13 protein-coding genes and 1 tRNA gene are annotated in these 22,225 nt (G+C 42.2%); 3 read left to right on the forward strand and 11 right to left on the reverse strand.

Annotated elements, in window-relative coordinates; genetic code table 11:
- Positions 1-31: 31 nt before the first annotated feature.
- The 6 genes from ACGE0T_RS12405 to ACGE0T_RS12430 all read right to left on the reverse strand — a co-directional run bounded on the left by ACGE0T_RS12405 (position 32) and on the right by ACGE0T_RS12430 (position 11,683).
- Positions 32-1,330: a TolC family protein gene (locus tag ACGE0T_RS12405; RefSeq protein WP_459186953.1), complete on the reverse strand. Its 1,299-nt coding sequence runs from the start codon at positions 1,328-1,330 to the stop codon at positions 32-34.
- 1 nt (position 1,331) lies between these two features.
- Complete coding sequence (locus tag ACGE0T_RS12410; protein ID WP_459186954.1) at positions 1,332-4,364, reverse strand: efflux RND transporter permease subunit; 3,033 nt, start codon at positions 4,362-4,364, stop codon at positions 1,332-1,334.
- Positions 4,361-5,416: an efflux RND transporter periplasmic adaptor subunit gene (locus ACGE0T_RS12415; protein WP_459186955.1), complete on the reverse strand. Its 1,056-nt coding sequence runs from the start codon at positions 5,414-5,416 to the stop codon at positions 4,361-4,363. The genes ACGE0T_RS12410 and ACGE0T_RS12415 overlap by 4 nt, the downstream gene beginning before the upstream one ends.
- A gap of 217 nt (positions 5,417-5,633) precedes the next feature.
- Positions 5,634-9,185, reverse strand: coding sequence for a pyruvate:ferredoxin (flavodoxin) oxidoreductase (nifJ, locus tag ACGE0T_RS12420; protein ID WP_459186956.1), 3,552 nt, complete (start codon positions 9,183-9,185; stop codon positions 5,634-5,636).
- A gap of 30 nt (positions 9,186-9,215) precedes the next feature.
- Entirely contained in the window at positions 9,216-10,394 is a 1,179-nt protein-coding gene (locus ACGE0T_RS12425; protein WP_459186957.1) for an ATP-binding protein, read from the reverse strand.
- Positions 10,395-10,663: 269 nt separating this feature from the next.
- Positions 10,664-11,683 carry a branched-chain amino acid aminotransferase gene (locus ACGE0T_RS12430; protein WP_459186958.1) on the reverse strand — a complete coding sequence of 340 codons (1,020 nt, stop codon included), beginning with the start codon at positions 11,681-11,683 and terminating at the stop codon, positions 10,664-10,666.
- A gap of 190 nt (positions 11,684-11,873) precedes the next feature.
- Here ACGE0T_RS12430 and metF point away from each other — a divergent pair, with 190 nt between their 5' ends.
- The 3 genes from metF to ACGE0T_RS12445 all read left to right on the forward strand — a co-directional run bounded on the left by metF (position 11,874) and on the right by ACGE0T_RS12445 (position 13,632).
- Positions 11,874-12,824, forward strand: coding sequence for a methylenetetrahydrofolate reductase [NAD(P)H] (gene metF, locus ACGE0T_RS12435; RefSeq protein ID WP_459186959.1), 951 nt, complete (start codon positions 11,874-11,876; stop codon positions 12,822-12,824).
- 110 nt (positions 12,825-12,934) lie between these two features.
- Positions 12,935-13,021, forward strand: a tRNA-Ser gene (locus ACGE0T_RS12440).
- Between the two features lie 20 nt (positions 13,022-13,041).
- Positions 13,042-13,632, forward strand: coding sequence for a hypothetical protein (locus ACGE0T_RS12445; protein ID WP_459186960.1), 591 nt, complete (start codon positions 13,042-13,044; stop codon positions 13,630-13,632).
- A gap of 31 nt (positions 13,633-13,663) precedes the next feature.
- Here the strand turns inward: ACGE0T_RS12445 and ACGE0T_RS12450 are convergent, their stop codons facing one another.
- The 5 genes from ACGE0T_RS12450 to ACGE0T_RS12470 are packed head-to-tail and all read right to left on the reverse strand — an operon-like array spanning position 13,664 to position 22,190.
- Positions 13,664-15,499 carry a peptidase U32 family protein gene (locus ACGE0T_RS12450; RefSeq protein ID WP_459186961.1) on the reverse strand — a complete coding sequence of 612 codons (1,836 nt, stop codon included), beginning with the start codon at positions 15,497-15,499 and terminating at the stop codon, positions 13,664-13,666.
- An 11-nt stretch (positions 15,500-15,510) separates the two neighbouring features.
- Positions 15,511-16,443, reverse strand: a complete 933-nt coding sequence (metA, locus tag ACGE0T_RS12455; protein ID WP_459186962.1) for a homoserine O-acetyltransferase MetA — start codon at positions 16,441-16,443, stop codon at positions 15,511-15,513.
- 46 nt (positions 16,444-16,489) lie between these two features.
- Positions 16,490-17,872 carry an efflux transporter outer membrane subunit gene (locus ACGE0T_RS12460; protein ID WP_459186963.1) on the reverse strand — a complete coding sequence of 461 codons (1,383 nt, stop codon included), beginning with the start codon at positions 17,870-17,872 and terminating at the stop codon, positions 16,490-16,492.
- Between the two features lie 23 nt (positions 17,873-17,895).
- Positions 17,896-21,027 (reverse strand): efflux RND transporter permease subunit, encoded by a 3,132-nt coding sequence (locus tag ACGE0T_RS12465; RefSeq protein ID WP_459186964.1) that lies wholly within the window; start codon positions 21,025-21,027, stop codon positions 17,896-17,898.
- On the reverse strand, positions 21,024-22,190 hold the full coding sequence (locus ACGE0T_RS12470; RefSeq protein WP_459186965.1) for an efflux RND transporter periplasmic adaptor subunit: 1,167 nt from the start codon (positions 22,188-22,190) through the stop codon (positions 21,024-21,026). The genes ACGE0T_RS12465 and ACGE0T_RS12470 overlap by 4 nt, the downstream gene beginning before the upstream one ends.
- Positions 22,191-22,225: the final 35 nt, after the last annotated feature.

Raw genomic sequence — 22,225 nt, forward strand, 5'->3', positions numbered from 1 at the left:
AACAGGCTACCGGACAAAGGTATATTATTTTTCAATACTCATATTCATTTAAAGCCTTCAACAATCCGGAATAAGCACCTTGTGCCAAAGCTTTTGCCTGGACATAATTCAATTGAGAGGTTTGCCGGTAAGTCTGTGCTTCGATTACCTCAACAACCGATATTTTACCTTCCGTATAACGTTCCAATGCTTTTTGTTCATTTTCACGTGCCTTTTCCAAAGAGTTACTACTTAGTTCAACTTGTTCGATTGCACGGGAAAGAGATACACGAGCTGTTTGTATTTCCAGATTCACATTGTCCTCCACTTTATTCATTTGGTCTGTTGCCATATCTATTTTCAACCGGGAAGCCCGTTTCTCACTTTTCCGTTTTCCCCATTCAAATATAGGAATAGATAACTTGGCATAAACGGCATAATTAGGATCTAAATCCGAACGCAAATCATAACCGGGAGACGAATAACTGCCATTTGCCCCAATATACAGTTGGGGTTTATACTTAGAGTCTGTCAGCTTCATTGAACTTTCCGCCAGTTTTATTTTATCATAAGCCATTTTCAATTCCGGACGATCTGTTCCCTCTACGTTCCGAATACTATCTGTCCGGATTATCTCCGGAACCTGTGCTTCTACAACCGTTTGTTCCTGCAAATCAATTCCTATTAAGGAATTCAATCCCATACGTCCCGTTTCAAAATAGCTTTTTGCTTGAATCAGCAGATACTCTGCTTCATTCAGTTTAACTTCTGCCATCAACAAGTCTTGCGGATCTACCAATCCCACTTCTTCACGTTCACGGATCGTTTGTACGAATGAGGATACAGAATTACGAAAATCAGTGGCAACTCCCACCATTTCATATCTTGCCACCGTATTCCAGTATTGTATATCCGTTTGATAGCAAATAGACGCCCGAAACATTTCTGCCTGATGGGATGCTAACGACTGTTGATGTTTTGCCATGCGGATTGTTTCCAAAATACGCCCACCTGTATACAATGGTTGCAAAAGAGTTAGAGATGCTCCGTATTTTATATCACGTCCTTTAAACTGTAACGGATTATCTATAGATGGCAGATCCAAGGTCAGTTCCAGCGGTTTTCCCATATATTGAAAGTCCACATCTCCGGAAAGTTTCGGTTTTAAATCGGCTTTAGCCGCCCGTTCAATCTCCATACTGGCTGAAATATTCTTCTCGGCAGCTTTCAGGTCATGGTTATAGTCCAATGCCATAGACCTGTATCGCATCAACAATTCGCTTTGTTGGGAAAAAACGGACGGCACCGACACACACACAAGTATACATAGCAAAATATAGAATCTTTTCATATCACTTTTCTTTTACTTTATAAAATATGGCATATAAAGCCGGAGTAACAAACAATGTCAGCAAAGTTGCAAACGTCAAACCGAAAATAATTGTAGCAGCCATTCCTCCAAACGCAATATCAAACAATAGCGGCACCATTCCTAAAATGGTTGTCGTAGCTGCCATCAATACCGGACGAGTACGGGACACGGTTGCTTCAATAATAGAAGTATACAATCCGGCTCCACCCTTATGCTGCACATTAATTTCATCGAGCAGAACGATTACATTCTTAATAATCATGCCTAACAATCCCAGCCAACCAGCGATGGGAAAGAAACCGAAATCGAAACCGGTCAACAATAAACCGATGGCAACGCCTATTAAAGAAAGAGGCAGGACACACAAAATAATCAGAGGTTCGCGAAAATTCCCGAACAGGGCAACCAGAATAACTATCAACATCAAGAAAGCTAATGGGAAAAATTTAACGATTGCCTGCATTGCTTCTCCCTGATCCTTATATTGGGAATCCCAAAAGAAAGTGTATCCATCAGGCAAATCAATAGCCTCTATCTCTTTCCTGATTTCACTATGTACTTCTGCCATTGTATGCCCGGGTTTGACTCCACACATGGCGGCCATAGACAATTGCCGGTTGTAAGTTCTTACCTGAGGAAACTCCCAAGAGGTTTCAATACGTTCCGTCACCTGAGAAAGTGGAGCGGAGCGTTCGCCATTCCATATGGAAAAGTCGCCTAATGAACGGGCATCAGTAATATTGGAGGCTTCTGATTTCAATAACACAGGAACTTTTTTCTCTTCATCCCGATAGACCCCCACCACCGTACCATCGCTGATAGATTTCACAGATTCCATCATGGATGCTTTAGTTATTCCTAAAGTTCCGGCTTTTACCGGATCGTATACAGGTCGTATCATCAATGCCATATTCCCCCATTCATTCCGGGCATCCGCCACTTTAGGATTTCGACGCATTATTTCAATAGCTGTTCCCGCCAAAGAATCTAATATGGCAGGGTCCGGTCCTAAAAAGCGAGCCTCTATTACTGCCTCGGTTAACGGACTCAACTCAAACTTATTCACTTTTATCAGAGGACCGGGAAACTCAATACGGATAGAATCCTGCAACAAGGCATGCAATTCCCTTGACTGAGCTGAGGTTTTACATTTTACCAATAACTGGGCATAATTTGATTGAGGCCCAAAAGAAACATTTGATAAATAATAGCGAGGAGGAGTTCGTCCCACATAGGATGAAACCATTTCTGTCTGGTCGTGTCCTTTGATATAGTTTACGATATTTGTTGCCAGTTTATCCGTTTCCTGGATACTCGTTCCCTCCGGTAACCAAACATCTAAAGTAAAATACTGTTTGTCTAAAGCAGGAACAAATACTTTAGGGATTAATTTGAAACTCCAGGCGGATAAGACTAACAAACAGACCAACATACCTACTGTCACAAACTTATGTCTAATAACAAATCTCAGGGAAGAGCGAAACCTGTCGTACAGTTTGCCTGCAAACAAAGCAGACTTTAATTCATCCGGACGCGGACGGCGTACAAATTCCTGAATAACAAACGGAGTCTGTGTTAATGCAAATATCCAACTAAACATTAAAGAAACTCCTATTACTACCACCATCGACGACAATAATTCGCCTGTAATATGGGGAGAATAATAAATAGGAAGAAAAGTAAGTATGGCGATCACTGTTGCAGCTAATAAAGGCAAAGCCGTAGAAGAACAGGCTCGCATAATTGCCACACGTTTTCGCATGCCTCGCTGCATATTTACTAACGCGGAATCAGATACGACGATTGCATTGTCCACAAGCATTCCCATCGCTATAATAATTGCTGCCAATGACATACGTTGCAATGCGATTCCGCAGGAAAACATCACAATAAGCGTAGCAAATATAGAGAAGATCAATCCGCTTCCAACCAATATGCCATTCTTAAAGCCTATAAAAAATAATAAGATAGCGATAACAGTAATTACCGACACAATCAGATTAATAATAAAACCCTGGTTTGCCACATCCGATTCATATCCTTGGTCATAAATAGAGGTCAGGGCAAAACCTTTTGGCATCTTACTATTCCATAAATGAATCTGTTCTTTTACCGCTTCCGCCATCTCTACCACATTCCCGGTTGGAACAGTAGATATTGCAATACCTATAGCAGGTGCACCGTCAATCCGCATGAAATTAGAAGGAGGCGTTTTATAACTTTCTTCTATTTGGGCAATATCTGCCAAACGAAAGTGTCCTCCCATACGGGATACTATCGTAAGATTCCGAATATCTTCCAAAGAATAAAAATTTCCGGTAGATTCAATGCGTATACGATTGGAACCTGCATCTATTCCTCCAGCATCCACTACCCTATTTTGTGCCTCGAAAGCCCTGGCTATATCAGAGGTTGTGATACCACTATGTGCCATAACCGAAGGACGAATCATTATATCAATCACTGGAGTTTGTATACCGTATATTTCAACTTTAGCTACATCTTTGACTTTCAGTAAGTCATTCTTTATTAATTTAGCTTGTTTTTCCAGTTCACGATAACTATAGCCTTCACCTGTCAACCCGTAAAATACACCCAGAACATCGCCGAAATCATCATTCACTACTGATGGTCCCGCTCCCGCTGGCAGCTTATTTTGTACATCATTCACTTTTCGGCGTAATTTATCCCATAGCTGCTGCATTTCGTCGGCACGGATCTCCTTCTTCACATAGACTGTTATTTTAGATAATCCCGCCCGATTCTCTGTTTTCAGATAATACAGTTCTCCTAACGACTGAATAGATTCTTCCAATACATCTGTAACCTGCTCTTGTACCTCCATAGGTGACGCCCCCGGATAAGGAGTCAATACCAATGCCTGTTTAATGGTAAAAGGAGCATCCTCCAACTTTCCCATTTTTATATAAGAAAACAAACCACCAGCCAGTATAAGTGCCAAAAGAAGCAAAGTAACCGGCTTCTTCTGCAAAAAATATTTTACCAGTTTCATCTTGATCCCTTTTCTGAAGTTTTCACGGTCATCCCATCTGATAAGAAACGAAGTCCGCTTGTTGCTACATATTCACCCTCACATATTCCACCTTTGACCACGACATAACCGTCCGGAAGCAAATCGCCAGTCTGCACATTACGTTGCTCTGTTTTTCCGGTTTCGGTATTTACAATCCATACATAATTCCCTTTAGTAGGACGATGACAAAGGGCTGTCTGGGGAATACTCACTTCGACAGGTCCAGTTGCCGAAGAAATATCCAAGCAAATACGTCCGGACATACCAGCCAACAATTCATTCTTATCATTGGGCAGCAAAGCGGTAAGAAGATAAGAAAGATTATTCTGTGTAGTTGTTCTGGAGATATCCATCACTTGAGTCTTGAACATTGTATCCGGCAAAGCATCAAAATACAAGGATATCTCATCCGATCTTTTCATGGACAAAGCGATATGCTGCGGCACATATACTTCTATTTTCAGCTTAGAAATATCGGTGAAAGAAAGAATGGGTTGGGAAGCTTTTACTTCCTGATAATTTTCAACATAGATTTCACCGGCAAAACCATCAAAAGGAGCTATCAGACGGGTATCTTTCAGTTCGTTTGCAGCTGTTTCAAAAGAAGTTTTTGCTGTAATATACTCCGATTTTGCTTTTTCATAGGCACTTGCCGATATATTGCCTTTATTGAACAAAACCTGGATTCGTTCAAATTCCGCTTTTATCTGATTGTATACTGCTTCCGCACGTTCCCTGCATATCCGGAAATCACGAGAATCTATCGATGCAATAGCATCACCTTGTCTGTAATAATTACCGGCATATACCTCAAAATTATCCAAGGGTCCACTCACCCTGAACGATAATTCAGATGAGCGAAAAGGCCTGGAAATAAAAGGATACTCCTTATAACTCCCATCCGGAACTGCCAGCACTTTTGTCACATCCACTACCATAACCGGCCTTTCATTTATCTTTTCTGTTCTTTTACATGAGAACAGAAAAAAGGAAAAAGCCAGAATCCAAATCGTATTTGCTTTTATTTTCATCTCCTGTTTTTCTAATTACGGGACAAAAATAAAAACCGGCTTCGAAACCTATCTGATTATAGATTTCAAAGCCGGAAAATAGGATGTTTAAACAGGAATATTGGAGTTTAAGCAATCCTTCTTCTTATATATTATAAAAAACGGAACCCTCGTCACAAGGATTCCGTTTTATTATGTTACCACGGTGAAATATCTTTCACCTCACATGATCATTATCTTATTCTTCAACACCCCATTGCTGTTTAGCCAAACGCTTGTAGTTGTTTAATCTCCACTTAGCGTTTTCTTCAGCAGCCTGGAACAATTGGGCAGCTTCAGCCGGATATTGTTTCATTACGGATGCAAAACGTACTTCACCTTTCAGGAAGTCCTGGAACTTACTCCAATCCGGTTCTTTAGAATCCAAAGAGAATGGGTTCTTTCCTTCTGCTTCCAAAGCCGGGTTGTAACGCCACAAGTGCCAGTAACCACAAGATACGGCTTCTTTTTCTTCAGCCTGAGATTTACCCATACCTTTCTTCAAACCGTGGTTGATACAAGGAGCATAAGCGATAATCAAAGAAGGACCGTCGTATGCTTCTGCTTCACGGATGGCTTTCAATGTCTGAGCCTGATCTGCACCCATTGCAATCTGAGCAACATATACATAACCATAAGTTGTAGCCATCAGACCCAGGTCTTTTTTACGTACGCGTTTACCTGATGCAGCAAACTTAGCGATTGCGCCTACCGGAGTAGCCTTAGACGACTGACCACCAGTGTTAGAATAAACTTCTGTATCCAAAACCAGAATATTAACATTCTTACCGGATGCAATTACATGGTCAAGACCACCGTAACCTATATCGTAAGAAGCACCGTCACCACCGATAATCCATTGTGAACGTTTTACCAGGAAGTGAGTAAGTTCTTTCAACTGTGCACAAATCGGACAGCCATGAACAAGGCCTTCTTCAATAACAGCTTCAACCTGAGGAGCTAATTCTTTTGTCTTATCAGCATCATTCTGATTTTCAATCCATGCAGAAAGAACTGCTTTAGCTTCAGTTGAAGCATTATCAGCAGCAATAATTTCATTCATCAGTTTTTCGATACGGGCACGCATCTTTTCATTTGCCAATTCCATACCTAAACCGAATTCACAGAAATCTTCAAACAAAGAGTTAGCCCATGCAGGACCTTCACCCTTTTCATTAGTTGTATACGGAGTTGAAGGAACAGAACCGGAATAGATAGAAGAACATCCCGTAGCATTAGCTACCATTTCACGATCACCAAACAACTGGGAAATCAATTTTACATATGGAGTTTCACCACAACCAGAACAAGCACCGGAGAACTCAAATAACGGAGTAGCGAACTGAGAGTTCTTAACATTAGACTTAACGTCTACCAGATGTTGTTTAGTCTTCACATTTGCTGCACAGTAATCCCAATTAGCAGCTTCTGCCAACTGGCTTTCCAGCGGAGCCATAGACAATGCCTGATTGCCTTTAAAGCCCGGACAGATATCAGCACAGTTACCACATCCCAAACAGTCGAGAACGTTAACCTGGATACGGAACTTCATACCCTTCATTGTAGCCGGAGCTTTTACATCCAACATCGGGAAGTTTGCACCCTTCTGTTCTTCATCATCCAATACGAACGGACGAATAGAAGCGTGAGGACATACATATGCACACTGGTTACACTGGATACAGTTTGCTTCATTCCATACCGGAACAAATGCTGCAACACCACGTTTTTCATATTTGGCAGTACCCTGGTACCATGTTCCGTCTTCGATGCCTTTGAAAGCAGAAACTTTCAACAAGTCACCATCCTGAGCATTGATCGGGCGAACTACTTCATTGATAAACGCAGGATCGTTGTTTGCCACAACTTCATCATCCGGCAGATTAGCCCATGCTGGATCTATTGCCAACTGATTGTATTCACCACCACGGTCAACAGCTGCATAATTCTTATTAACAACGTCTTCGCCTTTCTTTCCATAAGACTTAACAATGAATTTCTTCATCTGTTCAATAGCCAAATCAACAGGAATTACACCTGTAATACGGAAGAATGCAGACTGTAGGATTGTGTTTGTACGGTTACCTAAACCGATTTCCAAAGCAATCTGAGTTGCATTGATATAATATACAGAAATATTTTTCTGAGCGAAATAACGTTTTACTTTATTAGGCAGGTGTTTTGCCAATTCTTCGCCATTCCAAACCGTATTCAACAGGAATGTACCATTTTCACGCAAACCACGTGTTACATCATACATACGCAGGTAAGCCTGAACGTGGCAAGCTACGAAATTTGGTGTATTTACCAAATAAGTAGAACGGATAGGATGATCGCCGAAACGCAGGTGAGAACAAGTGAAACCACCAGATTTCTTAGAGTCATAAGAGAAATAAGCCTGGCAATATTTATCTGTATTATCACCGATAATCTTTACAGAGTTCTTGTTAGCACCAACAGTACCGTCAGCACCCAAACCGTAGAACTTAGCTTCGAACAAGCCTTCACCACCCAAAGCGATTTCTTCTTTCTGAGGCAGAGAAGTAAATGTGACATCATCTACGATACCCAGTGTAAACTGATTTTTCGGCATTGGTAATGCCAGATTTTCAAATACAGAAAGAATCTGTGCAGGAGTGGTATCTTTAGAGCCCAAACCATAACGACCGCCAACAATAACCGGAGCATTTTCTGTACCATAATAGCAGTCCTTAACATCCAGATACAACGGTTCGCCTACAGCACCCGGTTCTTTTGTACGATCCAGAACTGCAATACGCTTAGCTGTTTTAGGAACAGCAGCCAGGAAATGCTTAGCAGAGAACGGACGATACAAGTGAACAGAAACCAAACCTACCTTTTCACCTTTGGCAACCAGATAGTCGATAGCTTCGCGTGCAGCTTCCGTTACAGAACCCATAGCGATAATTACACGTTCTGCATCTTCTGCTCCGTAGTAATCAAACAAACCATATTTGCGGCCTGTGATTTTGGAGATTTCGTTCATATATTCCTCTACGATAGCAGGTACTGCTTCATAGTAAGAGTTAGATGATTCTCTGTGCTGGAAGAAGTGGTCAGGGTTTTCAGCCATACCACGAGCAACCGGAGTCTTTGGATTCAATGCACGTGCACGGAATTCAGACAATGCTTTCTGGTCAATCAGCGGAGCCAGGTCTTCATTTTCCAAAGCTTCAATCTTCTGGATTTCGTGAGATGTACGGAAACCATCGAAGAAGTTCATGAAAGGAACACGTGATTTAATAGTAGCCAGATGAGCAACACCAGCCAAATCCATTACTTCCTGAACAGAACCTTCAGCCAACATTGCAAAACCAGTCTGACGGGCAGACATTACGTCTTGATGGTCACCAAAAATACACAAAGCGTGAGATGCTAATGTACGGGCAGAAACATGGAAAACGCAAGGGAGCAATTCACCGGCGATTTTGTACATGTTCGGTATCATCAACAACAAACCCTGGGAAGCAGTGTAAGTTGTAGTCAAAGCACCTGCCTGCAATGAACCGTGAAGTGCACCGGCTGCACCACCTTCTGATTGCATTTCCTGTACCATTACGGTTTCGCCGAAAATATTCTTACGTCCGGCAGCAGCCCATTCATCCACATATTCAGCCATTGTAGATGATGGAGTGATGGGATAGATTGCAGCTACTTCACTGAACATATATGAAATATGCGCAGCAGCCTGGTTACCATCACAGGTTAAAAATTTCTTCTGTTTTGTCATAGACTCTTACTATTAGTATTTAAAAATATCTCAATATAAAAAACCGAAAAGCCAAAGCGGAATCATATTATCCTCTCCTACTTCAACTTTATCGATTGCATAATAGAAGTCAGGGTTATTCTTTACCTTCATATTCTCTTCAATCCGGAAGTTGTAAGTTGAATTTATAAGAAAAGGAGCATTTTTTATCCCTTCATTCAGCTTATTATCCTTCAATAACTGGTTATAAAAAAACGACTCACGTACTGCCTGTATATTTACCTCCATCGGGCGAATAGGATACATCAGGTTTGAATTATACATATATACCTTAGCCGGTTTTTTAGGAAAAGATTCCCCTATCGGATAAAGCATGTTCATCAAACGGGCATCTGTTAAATACTTGATATAATTCATCACTGTTGCACGTGATGTCTCGATTTCTTTACTTAACTGGCTCACATTTGGCGTACAAGGAGCTGAAGTTGCCAGCAAATATAACAGTTTACGTAGTTTAGGCAGATAACTTTGTTCTATTTGTTTAATGTATAACACATCCACCTCCAACATCATATTCATGGTCTTCAGCAAATTTTCCGAGAAATTGCGTTTCTCAAGAAAAAACGGATAAAAACCATGATGAAGATAGTCCTGAAAGTAAGCCATCGGCTTTGCTACCGAACAAATACCCTTTGCTATCTCCGTATGATTGGCTAAAATCTCATCAAATGTATAAGCCGGAAAATCATTTCCCGACATCAAGTTAAAAAACTCACGGAATGAAAAACCACGCAAATTGTAAGAAACGACTTTTCCTGCCAAATCCGGATTTTCCTCCTTCAGTCGCATCACAGACGAGCCGGAAAATATGATTTTCAGATCAGTAAAATTATCGTAACAATAACGGAGTTCTTTAGACCATCCCGAATATTTAAAAACCTGATCGATCAACAATACTTTTCCTCCTTTTGCCCTGAATTCTGCGGCAAAGTCGATCAAAGTCCGTTCCGTAAAATAAAAATGATTTAGATTGATATACAAACATTCTTTATTATCTGCCCCAAACTTTTCGCGGGCATAATCCAATAGAAAAGTTGTTTTTCCTACCCCCCGCGAACCTTTTATGCCAATCAACCGGTCATTCCAGTCGATCTCATCCATCAAGCCTCTACGGACCGGCGAATACAAATGCTCTACCAGGTATTTATGTGTTTTAAAGAATGCTTCCACTTTATCAATTGAAAAAAGAAAATTGATAATTGAAAATTATCGGCACAAAGATAAACATCTTATTCATATTTGCAATGCAGAGATTGCAGTTTTATCATAAAAAGATAAACTTCAAACTAACAACTTGATTCATTATTTGTCAAATTTGAATCAAAAAAGACACTAATTTATTTTTCAACGCGGATTTCGCTGGAAATATATTTTTCGAGAAATCCGCGTCAGAGTTTATATCAACATCTATCGTTTATCAATCGTGCCATACATATCAATTACTCAATAACAGCTACCCAACCATATGTGTCCGGTTCGTCTCCATATTGGATTGCACGCAGTTTATTGTACAATTTTTCACAAACAGGACCAGGTTTACCGTCTTTGGATATAATATATGATTTGTTAATATCCAGATCATCAATCTGTGATACCGGAGCGATTACTGCGGCTGTACCACATTCTGCCGCTTCTTCAAAAGTAGCCAGTTCTTCTACCGGTACAGGACGGCGTTCTACTGTCAGCCCCATATCTGTAGCAAGCTGCTGCAAACTTTTATTGGTAATAGAAGGCAGGATTGAATGGGATTGCGGAGTAATATAGCTGTTTCCACGAATACCGAAGAAGTTTGCTGGACCACACTCATCCAGGTATTTCTTTTCTTTCGGATCCAAATATAAAACAGCTGCATAGCCTAATTCTTTTGCCTTTTCTCCGGCAACCAGGCTGGCAGCATAATTACCACCGACTTTAATAGTACCGGTACCCTGAGGTGCTGCACGGTCATATTCACGCATGATACAAACTTTCGATGGCTTGAATCCCCCTTTAAAGTAAGGGCCAACCGGAGTAACAAATATCATAAACATATATTCGGGAGCTGGTTTTACCCCTACCTGTGCACCCAGGCCTATCAGCAACGGGCGGATATATAATGCTGCACCACTTTCATAAGGTGGTACAAAACGTTCATTCAGTTTTACGACTTTACGAACTGCTTCTTCAAACTTTTCTACAGGCAACTCTGCCATTTTGATACCACGACTGGATGACTGCATACGTTTTGCATTCTCGTCCATACGGAATACCCGGATTTTACCATCCTTGCCTCTAAAAGCTTTCAAGCCTTCAAAAGCTTCCTGTCCATAATGCAGACAAGTTGCAGCCATATGAATATTAATAATTTCGGAGGAGCTAACTTCCAATTCACCCCATTTTCCATCCCGATAGTAGCACCGAACATTATAGTCTGTCTTCATATAACCGAATGACAGATCAGACCAGTTAATATTTTCCATATATTGTCGTAATTAGATTATTATGAAACGCAAAGATATTAATAAAACTACAGATTGGTTCAAAAAAGGCATTAAAAGATACAGTCTTATATTTTTACTATCTAAAATCCGATGCTTTATAAACAGCTCAGGGAAATGCTAATTGCAAAAACAAACAATAATTACTACTTTTGCCTCAAAATAGATAGACATGAGAGTTATAGACTTAATAAATGAAAGCCAAAGCACCGCTTTTTCTTTCGAAATACTTCCTCCCATCAAAGGGAACAGCATACAAAAAGTATACAATGTAATCGATAAACTAAAAGAGTTCGACCCTAAATATATAAATATTACATCTCATCACAGTGAATATATTTATAAAACGTTGCCGGATGGTAGTTTCCAAAAAGTAAACATCCGCAAACGTCCGGGTTCGGTTGCCATAGCCTCTGCCATACAAAACAAATATGGTATTACGGCCGTTCCCCATATAATATGTAAAGGATTTACCAAAGACGAAACGGAATATGCTTTAATCGACCTGAATTTTTTAGGTGTTTATGACTTGTTGTTGCTTCGGGGAGATGTAAAGACTCTGGACGGCTCACAGGATCCGAATCTATACCACGAACATGCAACCGACCTGCAAAAACAAGTCAACGATTTCAACAAAGGTGTGGCAATAGATGGTACGACTTTTACAGCCAACGAAACTCCGTTCTCATATGGTATGGCCTGTTACCCGGAAAAACACGAAGAAGCACCCAATATGGAATCCGATATTTACTATCTGAAAGAAAAAGTAAAAAACGGGGCTGATTATCTGGTGACTCAGATGTTTTTCGACAATGAAAAATATTATTCATTTGTAGACCGTTGCCGTGCCGAAGGTATAACCGTACCTATTATTCCCGGTATCAAACCGATAGTCTTTAAAAATCAATTGACCGTATTACCCAAAATATTCCGTTCGGATATTCCCGAGCCTTTTGCAACGGAACTGCGTAAATGCCAAACAGATGAAGAAGCCAAAGCTGTTGGCGTAGAATGGTGTATCCAACAATGTAAAGACCTGATTGCTCATGGCGTACCAAGTCTTCACTTCTACACAATGATGGCAAGCGACAGCGTATATAAAGTGGCAAAAGAAATTTACTAATCATACAATCACAATAAAGGGCTCTTTTTGCATAAAAAAGAGCCCTTTGTGAATAATCATATCAAATTTTCCATACATTTGCATGTATAAAGAAACCACTTACAGAAAGAGGAAAGCTGCCAGAGTGGTCGAATGGGCCGCACTCGAAATGCGGTGTACGGGTAACTGTACCAGGGGTTCGAATCCCTTGCTTTCCGCTTATTAATACAATTAACCCATGAATATTAAATACTTTAACAACAATGATATCAAAGAGGCTTCTCTATTAGCAAAAAGCTACTGGGGAGATTTATTTACAAATGAAGGTGATAAACTTGCTGAGTTAATCAATGAACTCCTCGTTAGGTATAATATTTTAAATTCCAGGTACTCTTACAAAGCTTCTGAACATGGAGAAATGAAAGGACTCCTATTTGCCGCATTAAAATCGAACACTAATCATGCGAGAGAATGGTTGATGCATAAAATAAATAAAATTCCACCAACAGAAAAAATGATAGCTTTAAACTACCTGAATTACTATGAATATAATACAAGCCAGATAAATAAATATGTAAACTCTAATGATATCATACTGACTCTATTCATTAGCAAACAAAAAGGATATGGCAAACTGCTCATGGACGGATTTATGAAAAAATGCAGACAAGATGGACTAAAAAACTTATTTCTTTGGACTGATACCACCTGCAATCACCAATACTATGAAAATAACCAATTCACCCTGGTTGCAAGATTCAAAAACTCAGATACCCCCGGCATGGAAAAACATGCTGAAACATTGATCTACAAAAAAGAAATAAAATAATATAAAAACAAGATTCCTCGTATCCCTATTCTCACTCCGCATCCTCATAAACCAACATACGGCAATGCTTGCAATCAAACTGCAAACGCAGGCGAGTATCTTTGTAGAGCAGATAATAAGGTTCTTTGTAAGGAGATTTATTTTTCTGGTAAGTCGGGCACCATCCCATACTGTAACGAAGACAATGTTTGGTAAACATCAACGGAACCTCTTTCTGCGGAGCCAGTTCAAATGCCGGAGCAATCTCATCCACCTGATGAGCAGCATAAAAAGCTTTGGCATAGGAATTCGACACATTCCCTAAATACGTAAGCTTACGTTCAGGGAAAGGAACCTCTTCTTCAGCTTTTTGATTCCGGGCTATCTCACGCGAATAACGGATATTCCGGGCAGCTATCAGTTTCTCCACACCCTCCCGGCGCATATCAGATAATAAAGAAGAAGGGACAAACCAGTTATCAGACATGCAAACCTGCACATCTGTCGCTTCAAAAGGCGTATTTCCTAATTTTGATAATTGGGTACGGATATTCTCTTGTTGGTCACGGCGAGCCAGTTCCTTTTCAAAAGGACGGGTAAGCAATACAGATGTACCTGTTTCATCTTTCATCCCCAAGGTAAAGCCAAAAGCATTATCAATAAATTCCATCCGTACAGCCAACTTACGCTCTGCCGAAGGTTTACCCAATAACTTTTCAAACTCCTGGTCAAAATTCCGGTACAACGGCGTTTTGGGGCGAATATCCGGCATTTCCAATGGGAACACCCGGTTAGCATCCACACGGTTTACCCGGAAACCCTCCAGTTCTCCCCTACTATTGAAAAATACCAACCCATCCCCGTTATTCAACTGCTTCAAACCGGCTACAGTAAAAGAATTACCTTTTAGTTCTTTCACGGTTCCTACTGGTTCACCCAACGATTTAGGCGTATCGAATGCTGTTATATCAGCCGTTCTACCCTGTAAAAGGAATGGAGTAAAACCACGATTAAAACTCTTCTCGGCAATAGGTTCAAACGAAAATGAGGTATAACCGGCAGAAGCACGGCGATACTCAGGACGACGTGCCAAGATAGCATCCAGTTTTTTCCGGTAATAAGCAGTAACATTCTTCACATAAGAAACATCTTTCAACCGTCCTTCTATTTTTAAAGAAGAAACTCCGGCATCCAGCAAGGCTTCCAACTGTTCCGAACGATTCATATCTTTCAGAGACAACAAATGCTTACCCTTCGCTATCTCCTCCCCGTTTGCATCTACCATCGTATAAGGAAGGCGACAATATTGTGCACATTCTCCCCTGTTCGCACTACGCCCGCTTAATGCGGCACTCAAATAGCACTGCCCGCTGTAACTCACACACAAAGCACCATGTACAAATACTTCCAGGGGGACAGATGTCTGTTCCGATATGGAACGAATCTCATTCAAAGACAATTCACGTGCCAGAACCACCTGTGTAAAACCTGCCGATTCAAGAAACTTCACTTTCTCCACTGTGCGGTTATCCGTCTGCGTACTGGCATGAAGTGGAATAGGCGGAAGTTCAAGCCGGGTAATCCCCATATCCTGAACAATCAGGGCATCCGCTCCCGCTCTGTAAATATCCCAAATCAATTGTTCGGCTTCCTGCAATTCATCCTCCTTCAAAATAGTATTCAGTGCCACATAAATACGGGCACCAAACAAATGGGCATACTCGCAAAGTTTACGGATATCCTCTAATGAGTTGCCGGCTGCTGCACGGGCACCAAACTTCGGGGCACCGATATAAACAGCGTCAGCACCATGATTTATTGCCTCGATCCCACAAGTATAATCCTTGGCGGGAGCGAGTAATTCTATATTCCGGGGAGATAATTGCATACACACTGATCTTATAAACTACCCAAGTTTTTAATATCCTCGATTTTGAAAGGAGTTTCCTGATAAACATAATAATTCAGCCAGTTGGTAAACAGCAAATTCGCATGTCCACGCCAACGGACCACTGGTCCTTGTGCCGGGTCATCATTCCGGTAATAATAGCGGGGAACCGAAATCGACAAGCCTTTATTCACATCACGAATATACTCATCACTCAATGTATAAGGAGAATATTCGGAATGCCCCGTAATGAAAAATTCACGTCCGCCTCGTGCCATCACCATATAGACCCCTGATTCTTCGCTTTCGGAAAGCAGTGTCAGTTCGGGCACTTTCATAATATCTTCACGGCGTATCTCCGTATGGCGGCTATGAGGCACATAAAATTCATCATCAAATCCACGGAAAATAGGCTGGTAAGGTTCACGCATCGTATGGCGGAATACACCGAACATTTTTGCCGGCAAATCATATTTAGGTACACCAAAGAAATGATACAACCCTGCCTGGGCAGCCCAACAAATATAAAGAGTAGAAGTTACATGCGTACGTGCCCAATCGAATATTCCGGTCACTTCCTCCCAGTAGTTCACCTCCTCAAAAGGCATCTGTTCTACCGGAGCACCTGTAATAATCATGCCGTCGTAGTAATTATCCTGCATTTCATCAAAATCTTTGTAAAACTCCTGCATGTGTTCAATCGGAGTATTCTTAGGAGTATGCCCTTTTATTTTCATAAACTCCAACTCCACCTGCAAAGGGGTATTACTAAGCAAACGGATCAAGTCCGTTTCGGTCGTAACCTTAAGAGGCATCAAATTCAGCACAGCAACCCGCAACGGACGTATATCCTGTTCGGATGCACGCAACGAATCCATTACGAAGATATGTTCTTTCTTTAACAGCTCTACAGCCGGTAAATTCTTTTGTAAGTTTAGAGGCATTGCAATTCTTATCTTTGTTTCAAGCAACAAAGATAAGAATTAGTTGTCAATTATTATACCCACCTCCCAAAGCCTTATACAAATAAACAGCCGACAACAACTCATCCAGCTTGGCATTATTCAGGCTGATTTGTGCATCCAGCAATCCACGTTGCGCATCCAATACATCGATATAGTTCGTTATTCCATTGATATACTGCAACTGGGCCAACTGGGTATACGTATTGGCAGATTCCAATAACTGTTCGTAAGACTGGCGTATTTCTTTTGCTTTCCGGATAGAAACAATCGCATTATTCACTTCTTTGAAAGCTCCGAGCACGCTTTTCTGATAGCCTAATACCTCTTGTTCATAGCGGGCACGGGCAACTTTCAACTTCGCCTTGTTCTTTCCCATGGCGAAAAGAGGTTGCAATAAACTCCCGCCGATAAACCAAGCCGGACTTTTTATAAAGTCGCCAAGCTCCTTGCTCTCGAATCCCAGATTACCTGTCAAGCTGATTTGCGGAAACAAACTGGTATGGGCAACACCCACATTCGCATTCGCTTCACGCAAGCGTTGTTCAGCCTGCCTCATATCCGGGCGACGTTCCAATAAAGAAGAAGGTAAGCCTACAGGGAGGACATCCGGCAAATGCTGTTTGCTTAAAGCCATCCCCCTCGGAATATCACCGGTATATTCACCAAGAAGATAAGAAATATCACTTTCCTTTATTTTTATTTTACCTTCCAAAGCTGGAACCAGTGTTTCCGTACGAGCCAATTCCACCTGGGCCTGGTTGTAAGAAGTTTCGGAAGTCAACCCGCCTTCAAAACGAAGCTTCGCCAAACGAACCCCCTCCCGGCGTGCTTCCAACGTCTGCTGAACAATCAGTAATTCCTGATCGAGTGCACACAGTTGATAGTAGGCTGCCGCCACTTCGGCTATAATCGTCAGTTTCAATGCCTGCTGTGCTTCAACCGATTGCATATAAGCCGCAATGCCGGCCTCATTCGCCCAACGAAGTTTTCCCCATAAGTCGAGCTCCCACGAAAGCACAAGCTTAGCACCATATTCCGGAGACGACTTTAAATTGTCGCCCCCATAATTCAAGTCTTCCCGCTGTCCATATATATTAGCTCCCAGTTGAGGAAATTGCTGTGCGAAAGTAATACGTTTGGAAGCAATCATCTCCTTGATTTTTGCCGCAGCAATTTTCATATCCTTGTTATTTTCGAGGGCAACTTTTATCAAACGCTGCAAAGTCGTATCGGCATACAGGCTCTCCCAGGGAATATTCTCTACAGAAGAGGTCGTATCGGCATCCGCCACAATCTCCGTCGGCAAATTCAATTCCGGACGGCTGTATTTCTTTCCTATTTTGCAAGAAGAGAGAACCAGCACGAAAAACAGGGAAAGAATTATAATTATATATTTGTTTTGTTTCATAAGACTATACTGTTAGTTTTCTATCAGGCTTTTGCTTTCCGTTTCAATATATTATCCAATCGCATCTTTCCCTTCAACTTATAGATAAAGACAAAGAAGAAAGGAACCAGTACAATACCTACTGTAATGGCCACAAGCATTCCGAAAAATACCCCGGTTCCGATACTATGGCGTGATGCCGAACCCGGTCCGGTTGCCAGAACCATCGGAAGCATACCCAACACAAAAGCCAGAGAAGTCATCAAAATCGGTCGGAAACGCATCTGGGCTGCATGAATAGCTGCTTCCACAGCACTCACCCCCGCATCGACCTGAACTTTTGCAAACTCTACAATCAAGATCGCATTTTTAGCAGCCAGACCTATCAGCGTAACCAATCCGATCTGGAAATAAATATCATTATGCAATCCTGTCACCCAAATACCAAGATAAGCCCCCAATGCCGCTATCGGAAGTGAAAGCAAAACGGAGATAGGCACAATCCAACTTTCATACTGTGCTGCCAGGAACAGGAATACAAACAGGAACACAAGCGCAAGTACAAATCCGGTTTGTCCGCCCGCCTTTTTCTCCTGATAAGAAAGACCGCTCCATTCAATACCTATATTATCCGGCAAATGTTCGCGGGCAATCCGTTGCATGGCAGCCATCGCTTCACCGGAACTGTATCCCGGAGCCGCTACCGCACTGATTGCAGCCGTTGTAAACATATTGAAACGCTTGATTGTACCCGGACCGGTTGTATAACTGGTCGTTCCGAGAGCCGTAAGCGGAATCATCGAACCATTCTGTGCCCGTACGAAAAAGAGTCCCAGATCATCCTGTGTCGCACGATAAGGCGCTTCAGCCTGGATATAGACCTTATAAATACGGTTGAACATATTAAAGTCGTTCACATAGACAGAGCCCAGATAAGCTTTCATTGTTGAAAAAATATCCGTCAAAGGGATACCTAAAAATTTAGCGCGGTCGCGGTCTACATTAAAGTACAACTGCGGTATCTCTGCCTGCATAGCCGACGAAACGCCTCTTAATTCGGGTGATTGGGATGCATAAAGCATAAACGTATCTGCTGCAGCCACCAGATTTTCCCAACCGGCATCTCCACGGGCTTCGAGTTGCATCTCTATACCTCCGCTTTCCCCTAATCCGGGAATAACAGGCGGACGGCTGAAATAAGCAAGAATTTCCGGATAGAAAAGAAATTCCTTGCGTGCCACTTCCATCACATCTTCCACCTTCATGCCTGATGACTTACGTTCTTCCCAAGGTTTCAATATTACGGTCAATGTAGAACGGCTTTGAGAAGTTCCGACTCTCGTACTGCTACCCGTCACATTCTGTACATAGGCTACAGCCGGTAATTTATCGAGAAATTCAATGGCACGGTCTGTTACTTTACGGGTACGCTCCAATGTTGCACCTTCCGGCATCACCAGCTCAACAGTAAAGAATCCCTGGTCTTCTTCCGGAATAAAACTGGTGGGTATCACACGGTTCAGAACGAAAATAAAGACAATCGCCATACCAAAACCGGCCAATATCCGTTTCGGATTCGTCACGGCACGTTTCAGCAAATGCACATATTTATGATTTCCTTTCGCCAACCATTCATTTATTTTGCGGAAAACGATATTCTTTTTCTTATGGGAACTCGGACGCAAAATAATCGCACACATGGCTGGACTCAATGTCAGGGCCACCACAGTAGAAAGCAATACAGACACAACAATCGTGATTGAAAACTGGCGGTACAAAGCTCCGGTAATTCCACTCAGGAAACTGACAGGCACAAATACAGCCGCCAATACCATAGAAGTGGCAATCAAAGCCCCCGACAATTCACGCATCGCACGATGCGTTGCCTCACGGGCGGAAAGCCCTTCTTCATTCATGATACGCTCCACATTCTCCACTACCACAATCGCATCATCTACCACAATACCAATGGCAAGAATCAAACCAAGCAAGGTCAGCATATTCAATGAGAAGCCCATTATCAACATGAAGCCGAAGGTTCCAATCAAAGAAATGGGCACTGCGATAGTCGGTATCAAAGCGGCACGCCAGTTCTGTAAAGACAGGAATACCACAAGTACAACCAGAAACAAAGCTTCAAACAACGTCTTGTACACCTCATGAATTGACTGTGAAATATATTCGGTCGCATCAAAAGGAAATTTATATTCCAGTCCTTCCGGAAAATTCTGGCTGATTTCCTTCATTGCATTCTTCACGTTCGTTGCAACTTCCAGAGCATTTGCGCCCGGCAACATATAAATAGCCAGAATCGCCGCATTTTTTCCATTCAATCCACTTTCGGTTGAATAAGACGAAGCTTCCAGCGATACCCTTGCCACATCGCGAATACGGACAATCGAGCCGTCCGGATTAGCACGTACTACTATATCTTCAAATTCTTTTACTGTCGACAAACGTCCGCGGGCCGTTACAGGAAGCGTGATATCCACATCCAGTACAGGCTGCTTGCCCAATTCACCGGCAGCCGACTCACTGTTCTGGTCCTTCAACGCATTCTGCAAATCCTTTACCGTCAATCCCATATTGGCAAGGCGGTCCGGATATACCCAAATCTGCATTCCATAGTAACGGCTACCGACATTGGATACACGCCCCACACCGGGTATACGGCGCAGTACGTCCAACACGTTAATCGTAGCAAAGTTACTCAGGTAAATTTCATCAAACCGTGGGTCATCGGACAACAAACTCAGAGTCATCAACTGGCTTGCCGATTGCTTTTCCACTGTAATACCATTCTGCACGACATCTGCCGGCAAACGGGATTCCGCCAGTTTCACACGGTTCTGTATTTCTACAGCCGAAAGGTCCGGATTCGCATTTACATCAAAAGTAACCGTAATGGTCAAGCCTCCTGAATTGGAACTGCTACTCTGCATATAAATCATACCGGGAGTACCATTCAGCTCCTGTTCGATAGGAGTTGCTACAGCCTGCGATACCGTCAAAGCACTTGCACCGGGGTATGAGGCACTAATTTTCACAACCGGCGGCGTAATCTGCGGATACTGGTCCACAGGCAGCATCACCAGCCCGATTATCCCGACAATAACAATAACCAGCGAAAGTACGGTCGAGAAAACAGGACGGTCTATAAAAAATCCCGGCTTCATTCTCCAACCTCCTCTCTTAATGCTTCAATCGCTTTATCGTCGTCGGCAGGAACGGGCTGAACCAGCATACCCGGTGTCAATTTATGATACCCTTCGGTAACTACTTGTTCGTTCTCGCCCAAACCACGTTCTATAACGATATTATTATCTATTTCAGGTCCGGTCTGTACAAAACGCTTTTCTGCTATATTATCGCGGCGGACAATATAAATAAAGGCTCCACCCTTTTCAATGGAAATCGCTTTCCGGGGAACCACAATAGCACGTTCCCGTACATCGAGAAGCAGCTTCACTTTAGTAAACTGTCCCGGAAGTAATTTCTGCTGGGGATTCGGTAGTTCGGCACGAACCCCGAATGTTCCGGTTTGCGGGTCAACCAGCGGGTCGGCAAAGTCTACAATACCTTTTACCGGATATTCGGAATCATCCGCCAATGTTACCGTTACAGTAGGCTGCCAGGAACGGGTGGTATCCTGTTCGCCGAATTTTACATTTCTTCTTTCTGCGCGAAGGTAATCCAAGGCTGTCATTTTAAAATCTACCAGTACGGTATCGCTCTTTACCACCGCAGCAAGCTTGGAATTAACGCCCGGTCCAACCAGAGCACCTACATCGACAAAACGTTCGCTGATATATCCGGACAACGGAGATGTCACCGTTGTATAACTCAGCTCCAATGAAGCCTGATCCAGGTCCGCTTTACTCATTGCTATATTTGCTTCTGCATCATCCAATGAAGCCAATGCATTATCCAAATCCAACTGGCTTGCGGCATGTTGTTCATACAAAGGTTTCAGGCGTTCCACATCGCGGCGTGCTTTAGCTGCCTGTGCTTCATTTTTCTTCAACTGTGCCCTTGCCTTTTCCACTTTCGCTTTATATAAAGCAGAGTTGATTATAAACAACGGTTCATTTTGTTTTACCTCTTTACCTTCCACAAACAACATCTGTTCCAGATACCCTTCCACACGTGCATGTACTTCTACAAAACGTGCAGCGCGAATACGTCCCACATATTCTCCAAAAATCTGCACATCTTTCTTTGAAGGTTTTTCAACAATAACAAGCGGAGCCATAGCTTCTTGCTTACGCCGGCACCCTGTTGTCAAAATCAATAAAAGCGCTAAAAATAAACTACCCCTAATCAATCTTTCTCCTTCCATATTTCTACTACCTATAAATAAGATTTAAATCTACT

This window comes from Parabacteroides sp. APC149_11_2_Y6 (assembly GCF_054506995.1).